Source organism: Gardnerella sp. 26-12 (assembly GCF_001660745.1).
In the GTDB taxonomy this organism is placed as follows: domain Bacteria; phylum Actinomycetota; class Actinomycetes; order Actinomycetales; family Bifidobacteriaceae; genus Bifidobacterium; species Bifidobacterium swidsinskii.
The window spans coordinates 1-12,344 of sequence record NZ_LWSR01000030.1 but is presented as its reverse complement, the minus strand read 5'-3'; the positions used below and the strand labels follow the sequence as shown (position 1 = coordinate 12,344).

General features: G+C 39.1%; 5 protein-coding genes and 2 pseudogenes. 2 read left to right on the top strand and 5 right to left on the bottom strand.

Translation table 11 applies throughout. The features are described 5' to 3' along the window. Positions 1 to 28: 28 nt before the first annotated feature. Positions 29 to 766 carry an ABC transporter ATP-binding protein gene (locus A5295_RS02785; protein WP_012914090.1) on the top strand — a complete coding sequence of 246 codons (738 nt, stop codon included), beginning with the start codon at positions 29 to 31 and terminating at the stop codon, positions 764 to 766. A gap of 37 nt (positions 767 to 803) precedes the next feature. Here A5295_RS02785 and mfd read toward each other — a convergent pair. From mfd to A5295_RS02770, 3 genes and pseudogenes are all read right to left on the bottom strand, one after another. After that, a pseudogene (gene mfd / locus A5295_RS02780) lies at positions 804 to 4,414 on the bottom strand (transcription-repair coupling factor). Then, entirely contained in the window at positions 4,404 to 5,003 is a 600-nt protein-coding gene (gene pth / locus A5295_RS02775) for an aminoacyl-tRNA hydrolase (RefSeq protein WP_004111397.1), read from the bottom strand. The pseudogene mfd and the gene pth overlap by 11 nt, the downstream one beginning before the upstream one ends. A 139-nt stretch (positions 5,004 to 5,142) precedes the next feature. Further along, positions 5,143 to 6,195, bottom strand: coding sequence for an ABC transporter substrate-binding protein (locus A5295_RS02770; protein ID WP_004111395.1), 1,053 nt, complete (start codon positions 6,193 to 6,195; stop codon positions 5,143 to 5,145). A 308-nt stretch (positions 6,196 to 6,503) separates the two neighbouring features. On the opposite strand from A5295_RS02770, the gene A5295_RS02765 reads away from it, so the two are divergent. Beyond that, entirely contained in the window at positions 6,504 to 7,295 is a 792-nt protein-coding gene (locus A5295_RS02765) for an ABC transporter permease (protein ID WP_064621639.1), read from the top strand. A gap of 100 nt (positions 7,296 to 7,395) precedes the next feature. Here A5295_RS02765 and A5295_RS02760 read toward each other — a convergent pair. Both A5295_RS02760 and A5295_RS02750 read right to left on the bottom strand, forming a co-directional pair. Then, positions 7,396 to 10,634, bottom strand: a pseudogene (locus A5295_RS02760) (UPF0182 family protein). A gap of 133 nt (positions 10,635 to 10,767) precedes the next feature. Beyond that, complete coding sequence (locus A5295_RS02750; protein WP_004119362.1) at positions 10,768 to 12,057, bottom strand: uracil-xanthine permease family protein; 1,290 nt, start codon at positions 12,055 to 12,057, stop codon at positions 10,768 to 10,770. Positions 12,058 to 12,344 lie beyond the last annotated feature (287 nt).

Sequence of the window (12,344 nt, the reverse complement as noted above, 5' to 3'; positions counted from 1 at the left end):
GATTTAGAGCAACGCAGTAGGAGTAAATATGAACACTCAAATAGAAGAAAACTATGAGACTAAAGATAACTCTTACTGCGTTACTCTAGAACATATTGGCGTGACTTTTAAAAATAACGCTAAAATATTACGAGATATAAATCTAAATATTAAAAAAGGCGAATTCGTATCTCTAATAGGACGCTCAGGATGCGGAAAAACCACTCTTCTTAAAGTTATTTCAGGATTAATCAAACCTGATTCTGGAACAATAAACGTCACACAACATCAAGCAATAGGTTTCCAAGATGCAAGATTAATACCATGGCTAACAGTAAGTAAGAACGTAGTTTTCGGCATGCAAGGAAACAAATCAGAACTAAAATCTATTGCAGAAAAAGCTCTTAACGATATGCAACTTAATAATTATGGTTCGAAATGGCCATCAGAACTTTCAGGTGGTCAAGCCCAACGAGTCTCATTAGCTAGAGCTTTAGTTCATAATCCTGAATTACTACTTTTAGACGAGCCTTTCGGAGCATTAGACGCTTTAACTCGTTTAGACATGCAAGATTTGCTTGATAATCTAAGGCAAAAACATGGCTGGACCACGATAATGGTCACGCACGATATTTCCGAAGCAGTAAGACTTTCTGACAGAATTCTTATGATCAAAGACGGAATTATTGAGAAAAACTGGAATATTGATCGAAGCCAACTTGATGCACAAAAGCGTCCAAATAATCACGTTGAAATAGAAGACGAACTACGCATGGCATTGCAATAAATATTTTTAACACTTATATTGCAACAGATATTACAAATCACCACGCTAAGTCTTCAAGTAATTGCTTAGACCACTTAAGAATATCTGATTCACTCATTGAACCAGACCCGAGTGAAGATTCAAAAGGAGCTGGAACAATAAGCATATGAGTAAGAGGACGATACTGCAATCCTCTATAAATACGCTTCAAACGCATCATCACAGACTCTTTTGGATCGATGCCAACAACTCGCACTGATTTTCCTTGAGAGCTGATTTGCGTAATACCAATCTCGCGTGCTTTAAAACGCAAACGAGCAACATCACACAAAGACTCAAACTCTTCAGGTGGATTACCAAAGCGATCAAGAAGCTCATCGTGAAGTTCTTGCAAATCACTATTATCCTTAGCAGCAGCAAGCTTCCTGTACGCTTCCAAACGAAGCTTGTCAGAGGCAATATAATCAACTGGAAGAGAAGCTTCAACAGGAAGATCAATAGTTACGCAAACAGGCTCAACTCTTTCAGGTTCCTTATATTTTTCAACAGCTTCAGAAACCATACGAACATACAAATCAAATCCAACACCCTCAATGTGTCCACTTTGCTCATCTCCAAGCAAATTTCCAGTTCCGCGCAATTCCAAATCTTTCATCGCAACATCAAAACCAGAACCAAGCGCAGTATGCTGAGCAATTGTTGAGAGCCTATCGTGAGATTGTTGTGTCATAGGCTTAGACGGATCATACAAAAAGTAAGCGTAAGCACGCTCATGACCTCTACCTACTCGACCACGAAGCTGATGCAACTGGCTTAAACCGAATCTATCTGCGTGATCGACAATAAGTGTATTTGCATTAGAAATATCAAGACCTGTTTCAATAATCGTCGTACAAACAAGCACATCAATATCTCTATGCCAAAAATCACGAATAACAGCATCGAGCTGCTTCTCACCCATTTTTCCATGAGCAATAGCAACACGAACATCTGGCACAAGCTCCTGAATCTTACTTGCAACAGAACTAATATCTTCAACGCGATTATGGACGTAAAAAACCTGACCCCCACGCAACAATTCACGCTTAATGCATGCAGCAACTTGAGAATTATCATACGCACCAACGTATGTAAGCACTGGAAGCCTATCTTCTGGAGGAGTTGCAAGAGTAGACATTTCACGAATACCAGTTACAGCCATTTCAAGAGTTCTAGGAATTGGCGTTGCCGAAAGACTTAATACGTCAACGTTTGTGCGCAAAGCTTTAAGCGTTTCCTTATGTTCCACACCAAAACGCTGCTCTTCGTCAATAATAACCAAACCTAAATCTTTGAACTTTATACTAGGATTCAAAAGCTTATGCGTTCCAATAACAACGTCAATGCTTCCATCTTGCAATCCAGCTAAAGTTTCTTCAATCTCTTTAGAAGTTTGGAATCTACTCATTGCAGCAACTTTTACAGGGAATCCTTCAAAGCGATTTGTAAAAGTCTCGTAATGCTGCTGAACAAGCAAGGTCGTTGGAACTAAAACAACAACTTGCTTGGAATCCTGCACAGCTTTAAAAGCTGCACGTAACGCAATTTCAGTTTTACCAAAACCAACATCTCCACAAATTAAGCGATCCATTGGGATTGGGTTTTCCATATCTGCTTTTACTTCATCAATAGTTGTAAGCTGATCAGCAGTTTCTTGATAAGGAAATGCGTCTTCCAACTCTTTTTGCCAAGGAGTATCTTTACTAAATGCAAATCCGCGAGATTGCTGCCTTGCTGAATAAAGTTTAATAAGATTTTCAGCAATTTCATGAACATGCTTTTTAGCCTTTGCTTTAGTTTGAGCCCAGTCGGAACCTCCGAGCTTGTTAAGCTTTGGTATTTCTGCACCTATATATTTACTCACTAAATCAAGCTGATCAGTTGGAATAAAAAGCTTATCGTTAGGAGCGTTACGTTTGCTAGGAGCATATTCAATGACTAAATATTCGCGAGTTGCACTACCACCCGAAACAGCAATATTACGTTGTTTCATGCCAACAAAACGTCCAATACCATGCTGCTCGTGCACAACGAAATCACCAGGCTTTAGTTCCATTAGGTCGATTGCTTTGCGCCTGCGTTTTGGAGTTTTTAGTTGAGCTGATGCAGAAGATTTACCTGTCAGATCACGCTCTGTAAGAATCGCGATACGCGCAACATTATCAATGAAGCCATCCGAAATACTTGAGCGCACTGTAGTAAATTCATGTACACCAGTCGCATATATAGCGCGCCTCAAGCGTGCAAGAGTACCAGAAGCCGCTGCAGTAATAGTTACAGCAAAACCATTGTCAACAAGAGAAGTGATGCCGCCAGAAACTTTCGATTCATCTCCTCGAAACTCTTGTGGCGCCGATGCTGGCAAAGCAATATTTCCATAAATTTGATTGTCAACACCAAAAGATGTTAATTTCCATACGTCATGATTAGACAATTCTAACGATGAAATCGTTTCATCAAAATCCAAGAAATTAGCTTGATCGAATGTTATTGGAGCTCCAGAACCGTGACCAGAAGCAGCAACATGCCAACTAGCTGCTAAGAATTCGTTAGCTGTAGCAGTTACGTCATCTGCAGCTCTACGGCATTTTTCGGGATCAGATAGAATAATAACAGATTCCTTTGGAAGCATATTTTGCACTGATTCCATGCGATCCACTAGTGCAGGCAACAAAGACTCCATACCTTCTACAGGTATAGAATTTGCGATTGATTCAAGCATATCGTCAGCATTTGGAATTGAGCCAATAAGAGAACGCGCACGCTTGCAAATTTTTTCTGTAATCTGAAGCTCACGACAAGGCGTAGCCCAAATACTTGCAATATTATTGCCATAAGTGCGCTGATCAGAAGCATGAAATTGCTTTATAGTATCAATTTCATCACCAAAAAATTCAATTCTCACAGGATGTGTCATCGTTGGCGCAAAAACGTCAATAATTCCACCGCGAACAGCAAACTCTCCGCGTTCCATCACCAAATCAACACGAGTATATGCGTTTTCTACCAAACGTTTCACAGCATATTCAAGAGTTAATTCTTTTCCGCACTCAAATAACAGAGGATCTATATCACCAATGCCCTCAACTACAGGCTGAATAAGCGATCGCACAGGCATAACCAACACGCGAATCGGACCAAAAAGTGATGTGTTATTTTCAGGATGGCAAAGCCTACGAAACACTGCAATCCTGCTAGCAACAGTATCTGCTCTAGGCGAAAGCCTTTCATGAGGTAACGTTTCCCACGCTTCTAATTTAGCAACGTCTTGAGCATCACCATCGTACCAATCACGTACAGATGCAATAAAATCTTCAGCATCTCTACTCGATGGAACAATAACAACAACCGGCTTTTTTTTAGCTAATGCAGCAACAATAGCAGAACGAATGCCAATAGGAGAAGAAATTGTTAAATCTCCACTTATTGAATCTAAATCTTTACSWYKTKKRYTYGSASWTKYGYANAMRAKANAKCAGATATCGCATCAAGATCATATTCAGATAAAGCTTTAAAAAGTGAATCCTTAGTTGATAAATCATTAAGAATATCTCTCAAGCTTATTACTGAAATATCATCAGTCTTATCATTCTTGTTGCTTTTGATATTAGACCTGCTATCAGCGGCCATTAAACTTCTCCTGCGTTGCTGCTAATCCATGGAAAATAATACTTTCTGCAGCATCAGCACCATCTGCTAAAAAGTTTGGAAGATCAGATTTTTGAGCTGCAGCAAAACCTCCAAGAACCCAATTGACAGTATTATCGTGCGCGTGAGCACCACGCTGCGCATGACCAACACCCATTCTCACTCGAGAATATTGAGGAGTGCCAAGAGAGCGATCGATAGAACGAATACCGTTATGTCCTCCCGCAGAGCCTCCTGCTTTTACTTTAATGCGTCCAAAATCTAAATCCATATCATCGTGAATTATCACAATATGATCCGGTTCTATTTGATAATAGGAGCTTATAGAAGATACTGCAGCACCAGAATCATTCATAAAAGTCAACGGTTTAGCAAGGAAAAACTTTGCTACGCGACCATCAAGATTCATAACACCTTTGCCAAGTTTAGCTAAACCTTTGTGATCAGAAAGAGATACTGACCAACGTTGTGCCAAAACGTCTGCAACCATAAAACCCATGTTGTGTCTAGTACCCTCATATTTTGTACCAGGATTTCCCAAGCCAGCAATAAGCCAAAAATCCGATGCCATGGCAGACCACTCCCCATTCAAATATTTAGCAAAACAACAAAACGGGCGCATCGATTGTAGCTGAACGTAAAATTACAACTACTCGATACGCCCTTATATACTTCAGCCTATTCTATCAAGACTCAAGTCATTATGTTATTTATTTCAAAAATTCGTCAGTAGACAATTCTTTTGCTTGCGGAGTTTTATGAGTTACTTTGCCTTTAGAATCAGTGTAAGCACCTTCCTTACTTAAGAAGTTAAAGTAAGCTTGAGCGCCTTTAACATCAGTGGTTCCGAACACAAATTTTCCGCTCTTAATATCCGCGCGATTGCCCCAATATTGACCGTCAACAATCATCTTCATGCTACGCTGAACAAACTTTATGTCGAGATTAGCATCTTTTGCTTCTTTCACAAGAATTTCAGAAGCCTCATCAGGATGTTCATAAGCATACTCATATCCGCGCTTTGCAGCTTTAACAAATGCTCGAACAAGCTTAGGGTCTTTAGCTACAGTACGCTTATTTGCGATTATTCCAATAGTATCTGGCTGGCCTGGTACACCGTAGTCGCCCTCCATGAAGCAGCGAAGCTTTGGCCCAAACATTTCAGACTGTACACCTTCCCAAGTGCCGTAGAAACCACCAAAATCAGCTTTGCCAGATTCAAGAGTTCTAAAAGTTGAAGTTCCAACAGTCACTTTGTCGAACTTACCTTGACCACCATCGTGTTGAATCATCCTACGAATTACAGCATCACCTTCAGCTGAACCAAAAGTTGCAAAAGTACGACCATCAAAATCTTTTGGAGAATGAATTTTATTGTTCGAAGCAAGTGAACACCAAATAGCACTTGGCTTTTGCTGAACTTGCATAACTTGCTCAAGATTTGCTCCCTTTGTTGAAAAATCAGCAGCATTTGTCAAAGTGCTAAGAGCAAAATCAGCAACACCACTATCAACTGCGTGTTCCGAACCAGTCTGAGCAACAGCAAGTATATTGACATCTAATCCAGCATCTTTAAACCATCCTTTATGCTTAGCAACATAAATACCAATATGATTAGTATCCGGTGCCCAAAATAGCATAAACGACACTTTACGAAGATTTGCATTCTTACTACTACTTGCAGATCCACATGCCGAGAAAGAAAATACGCAGCACGCAGAAAGAACAAACGCAAGAGTACGCTTTACAATACGCATATTCATGAGTTCCCTACTTTGTTTCTTGTACCGTTCTTCTGGGAAAGTGACACGAACTCGGCAGAAAACGGTAACAAAGGGCCTAGCTCGCGCCGTTCAATGCCCCTGCGCAGATTCAACCTGCTACAGTTTGCCACACATTGACTCACGAAACATTTAGATTATGCACGGTTAAAGAGACAAATAAAAATCATGTACACTATTAAATTCACAGAAGTTGTGCGCTTCTAATAGAATGTACATGCTATTTGTAGTCTTAAATAATTCGGTTGGGGCAGCAATCGAAGTCATTTACAGAAAGGAATCGAGTTTTCATGACGCAATCGCGTTTTAAACGTATGCTAATTAAATATCTGCCAACTGTATTTTCTGTAATAGTTTTACTTGTTTTTTGGCAGTACGCATGCGAATATTATAAAATTTCGGAAAATTTGATTCCAACACCATCTTCAATTGCTCAATCAACAGCTGACTCTTTGCCAACTCTATTACCTGCAGCATTAATTACAACACAAGAAACAGTTATCGGTTTTTCTATTGCAATAGTAGTTGGAATTCTTTTAGGTGTTATTTTCCATGTTTGTAAGCTTGTTAAATCTGCTTTATTCCCGCTTTTATGCGCAGCGCAAACTATGCCATTAATTTCTATTGCGCCAATTTTTTTGATTTGGTTTGGTTTTGAAATATCTGGAAAAATTGTAATAGTAATGGTTTTCAGCATGTTCCCTATTGCTGTGCAAACTATACGAGGTCTTGACGCTGTTCCAAGTTTTTATACAGATGTTGCTTTAACTTGTGGAGCAAGCAGAACTTGGACTTTGTGGCATGTTAAATTAAGAGTTGCAGCTCGCCAAATTTTTGGTGGCATACGCATTAGTGCAGCTTATGTTTTTGGAACTGCTTCAACTGCAGAATATTTGGGAGCCAAAGATGGGCTAGGAATTTGGCTTCAATTCGCTTATAACTCATTTAGAACACCACTTATTTTTTCTGCAACAATAGTAATAATAATTCTTACTGCGCTTCTTATGTGCATCGTTAACGTTTGTGAAAGAATTCTGCTTGGCTCAGCAGACGAAGATGAGGATCCAGATAACCAATTGTGAAATGAATTAAAATAGCCCATGTGAGCTACAAAAGTAACGAAAATAACGTAACATTCGCTACTTTTGTAACTCACAAACTGATATATTAACGAAAACCTACTTACTTACCTGATTCTTCTTTCATTGCTTCATTAATAGCATCGCTCAACTCTTTTTGTGCCTTTCCGTAAGCTTCCCAGTTTCCGGATCGCATAGCAGAATCAGAATCTTTTAATGCTTGAGCCGCACGTTTAAGTGCTTCTTTAGCTTTTTGGCTCATAGAATGAGATTTTTCTGAATTCGTAGACTCATTTTCCTTAGAAGTACCTTCTTTAGAATCAGCATCCTTAGATTCATTATTTTCAGCAGCATTGTTTGAAGAAGAATTATTAGAAGCATCTCCAGCCAAAGCGCCCGAGTTTCCGCCAAATACTTGATTAAGTGCTTCATCTAACGTATCTGCAAATCCAACTTGATCTCCAAACGCAACTAACACCTTCTTAAGCAAAGGATAGCTAGTAGAACCGCTAGATTGCACATAAACAGGCTCTACATAAACCAGCCCACCGCCAAGAGGCAATGTAATCAAATTGCCGCGCTTAACTTTAGTAGAACCGGATTCAAGCAAATTCAATTCTTTAGAAACATTTGCATTAGCGTTGAAATTATTCTGAGCTTGACCAGGTCCTGGAACATTAGATATTTTAGGTAATTCTTGCAAACGAATCTTACCGTAATTTGGACCAATCTTTCCAGGAGTATCCCCCGCATCTGAATCAACAGACAAGAAACCAGTTAATATTTCACGAGTACTTTTACCTGCCGGAATATAAGTAGAAACAAGCGAAAATACTGGTTTCTTTGCGTCTCCAGTTTGCAAAGTCAAATAGTATGGAGGTTGCAAAATATCTTCTTTTTGTGCTTTTTGAGATTCAGTTGGATCAACAGGAATCTGCCAGAAGTCTTCTCCAGAGAAGAATTGGCTTGCTGTATCGACGTGATACTTTGCTAATAAGTGACGTTGAACTTTAAACAAGCTTTCTGGGTAACGCAAATGCTTCATCAAATCGCCAGAAATCTTAGAAATGTCATGATAATGACCTGGGAAAATTGAACGCCATGCTTTAATCACAGGGTCTTTCGTATCCCACACATACAAATCAACAGATCCATCATAAGCATCAACTGTAGCTTTCACAGAATTACGAATGTAGTTTGCGCGCTGATTTGTCAACCCTTTAATAGAATGAGAAGTTGTTGTTGTGGAATCTTGAGTTACCTTACCAAAATCAGTCATTTGAGAATAAGGGTAAGAATCAGAAGTAGTATAGCCATCAACAATCCACTTAACGCGACCATCTACTACTGCAGGATAAACTCGACCATCCAAAGTTAAGTAAGGAGCAACCTTAGACACGCGTGTCTTAGGATCACGATCATACAAAATTTGAGATTCAGAAGTCACACGGTCAGAAAAAAGAATCTGATCAGACTCAAATCTAATTGCATGCAAAAGTTTAGAGAAGAAGTTTCCTAAACTTGGACCACCATTGCCTTTGAAAGTAGTTAAAGCACCTTGAGAGCCAGTCGGATAATCAAACTCCCATGGAGATGTCCCTTTTGGAGAACCAACGATAGAATACTCAGGAGCATTTGGTGAGAAGTAAATACGCGGTTCATACTTTTGTGACTTAGTAAGTTTGCCTTGAGCAGGAATACCATACTCCATAAATTGTGGCTGTCCATCTGTTGTTACTTTATTTCCGTAAGCTGCAACAATTCCATAGCCATGCGTATAAACTGTATGATCATTAACCCAGTTTCGATTATCGTTGCCAGCTAAATCAAGCTCGCGCGCAGCAATAACCGTATCTTGACTTACACCGTCAATATCGTATTTATCAACTGAAAGCGTATCTGCGAAAGTGTAATATTGCTTCGATTGCTGCAATTGACGGAACGTTGGAGACGTAACTTGTGGATCTAACAAACGAATTTGCGCAGTTGACTCTGCTTCTTTTGATAATGCACCTGATTTACCTTTAGAAGTAGCGTTATACGATTCTTTCTTTACGTTATTTAGCCCGTAAGCAAACTTTGTTGCATCGATATTACGCTGAATATAAGTAGCTTCCAATTCTTGAGCATTAGGAGCAACTTTAAATCGCTGCACAAGTGCCGGCCAAGCGAAAGATATAACAATTGAGCAAACAATCATAAAAACTAAAGCAATAATTGGTGTTTTCCATGCCTTAATTGCTGTTTTAAAACGCACTGAAATTGGTGCTTCTACAGATAAAGCATGAGATTTCATAAACCAAAATGCAATAACAGAACCAACTAACACTGTTATCACTGCCATTGCTATGCTTCCAGGAACACCAGCATTCATGTCAGTGTATGAGCCACCTGTAATTCGAGATCCATCAAGAGTTACTAAAGCGAACATGTCTAAAATCTGTTGAAGTGCCCATGTCAAAATCACAAGCATAAACCATACAGAAATTTGTCTACGTGCTCGTTTTGTAATACTTAATATGCCTTTACCATCGATAGGCATATTAAAACGAATTGCTCCCATAAGAATGTGCGTAATAATAGAGAAAACAAGAGATATTACCAATAAAAGCACAAATGCATTTATAAATAACCTTAATCCTGGAAGCACAAATACATAGAAGCCATTGTCAATTCCAAATTGCGGATCTTTAATGCCAAAAGGTTGGGCGTTAAACATTAACAAAATTTGCGCCCAATGATTGTAGAATTTAAATCCAAATACTGCGCCTACAATCAATGAAAAAATTCCTGCAACATGCAAAGCAAGCTTTGAACTAATTCCCTGCTTTAAATCAATAACATTGCCTTTAATTCGAATATAAGTTCCATCTGCATTGCTTGGACGCGCTTTTATTGCCAAAGCTGCAGACAAGTATCCAAAAGCAGACATTAATATTGCATAAAGCACCCAAACGCCCACTTTTGCTGCAAGCTGAATCCAAATAACACTTTCAAATCCAAGCTGTGAATACCACATGCAATCAGTTATGAACCTTGCGAGAGCAAATATTGCAGCTACAGCAAACGCGACGATTAACACTACTATCGCAAGAATCCACTTCCACTTTTTTGCAGTATAAGTAAATTTTGCAAAATTCAGATTAACTTTCATAGAACAATTTCTTTCATTCTTAAGCTTATTGTTGTTATCTTTCTCATCATCATTGAGAATATAGTCTGTACATTTTTGTTACTTTTATTGCTCGCACTGCTCTTACTATTTTTATTATTTTTAGCCATATATGCACCAGCAACAACCCACATAATGCCAATAATTACTTCTATGATGAGCTTCAACATAAGGTTAATGATACTATACTAATTATTCCCAATCTATATATTATGTAATCAAAATTAATTACAAAAAGCGCACCCGCAAGTTAATGCGAACGCGCTTAAAGCGATTAAATTAAATCAAATTGGAGTATTTAAGCTAGGCAACATCAGGATCATCTTTAGCAATCGTACCAGTAAGCTTTCCAATAGCCTTCAGTAAGTGGTATACAACCAACACCACAACGGTTCCGATTGCAATACCGTTGAACTGAATTCCAGAAATAGCAAACTGGAAGTTAGCAATACCAATAATCATAACGATTGCAGCAATCATAATATTCACTGGTTTATCGAAGTTAACTTTGTTTTCTACCCAGATTCTTACGCCAATCATGCCAATCATGCCGTAAAGCAAAGTGGTCACGCCACCAAGAACACCAGCTGGGATTGAATTTACAACAGCGCCAAACTTTGGGCAAAGGCTCAATATAAAAGCAAAAGCTGCAGCACACCAATAAGCTGCAGTAGAATAAACCTTTGTTGCAGCCATAACACCGATATTTTCACCGTATGTGGTGGTACCACAGCCGCCAAATAAACCAGCAATAGCTGTACCAAAACCATCTGCGAATAATGCAGTTCCAATCTTAGAGTCATAGTCGCGACCAGTCATTTGAGCTACAGACTTTACGTGACCAACATTTTCTGCAATGAGAACAAGTACTACCGGCAAGAACATAAGTAGAACAGAGAAATCAACTTGTGGCGTGTGGAATTTAGGAAAACCAATCCAAGAAGCTTCTTCAATCTTTTTAAAATCGACTTGACCTTGGAAGCATGCATAAGCGTAACCAACGAGAACACCTAAAAGAATATTTAAACGACCAAGAAGACCGCGAAATACTACAGCAATAAGCATTACAGCAACTAATGTCACAAGAGCTGTATCTGGAGCTTTCTGGAAGTTAGTCCAAACTGCAGGTCCTAAATTAAAACCAATAATTGCAACGATTGCACCGTTTACAACAGGTGGCATAATAATGTCAATCCACTTAGCTCCTGCAAAATGTACAAGCACACCTATAAGAGCAAGAAGCAAACCTGTGCACATAATGCCAAAGCTTGCAACTGCAATACCTTTATGAGCTGTTGTTACAGCCATAACAGGTGCTATAAGACCAAAAGAGCTTCCCAGATAACTAGGAAGCTTATTTGCGTTAATAAGTAAGAACAGTGCTGTAGAAATAGCAGTAAACATCAATGTTGTTGATGGATCAAAGCCCGTAAGAATAGGCACCAAGAACGTAGCACCAAACATTGCAATAACATGCTGAGCACCAATTCCAGCAGTACGAGTCCAAGTCAAACGCTCGTCTGGCTCTACAACTTCACCAGGCTTTAACGTTTTGCCATTACCGTGAAGCTGCCACGTGAATAATGAATTCATTTCTTCTCCTTGCAAAAACAAGCTATGCAAAATGTTGTGTAAAACAAGTGTCGCTAAAAAACAAGCACTCATTGAGCGCTGGGATGGCAGCTTCTGGGAGGTCCATTGCACCACCGACCCATATGCCAAAGGGACATTCTAATGTCGCAAAACGAAAGTGTCGAGCATAAGAAAAAAATTACAGTTTTGTTTTTTATTTTTGTTGGAATATCAAGCAAGGTCGGCGTGTTGAAAAGAATGCAATGAACACCAACTAAAGTTGATACTTACTAACTTATGTTTCTGTC